Origin of the sequence: Vibrio sp. 10N.222.49.C9 (assembly GCF_041474985.1) — a bacterium.
Taxonomy (GTDB): Bacteria; Pseudomonadota; Gammaproteobacteria; order Enterobacterales; family Vibrionaceae; genus Vibrio; species Vibrio crassostreae_C.
The window spans coordinates 1-313 of sequence record NZ_JBFRVD010001615.1; the positions used below are offsets into that span (position 1 = coordinate 1).

Genomic DNA, 313 nt, shown 5'->3' on the forward strand with positions numbered 1-313 from the left:
GGCCTTTTTGAGTGTAGCCAGTAGGGCATATCGACTGCGCATTACGGCGTGGTGGCTGCAGGTGAAGCCTATTGGTGATTGTGAGTTAATGGATTCTTTAACGGTAGTGATTGCTAGAGCGCGTTCTGAGACTCGCAGTGAATTGTTCTCGACACAAATGTCCATTAGCCAGAAGTTATCCATATCACGTTGGTGTAAGTCTACTCCAGCGTTAACGGCGATATTGAATAACGTTACGTCATCCAAAATAGCAGCAACAAGAGCGAGATTCTGGCGTTGCTCGTTGCTGAACGCGGCAAGGTCTTTCTTCGGT

Annotated in this window: 1 protein-coding gene; it reads right to left on the reverse strand. The window is 47.6% G+C overall.

The annotated features are described in order from the left end of the window. Window positions 1-313 (reverse strand): hypothetical protein (locus AB4585_RS29515; RefSeq protein WP_372172394.1); only part of this gene is annotated, 313 nt, incomplete at both ends.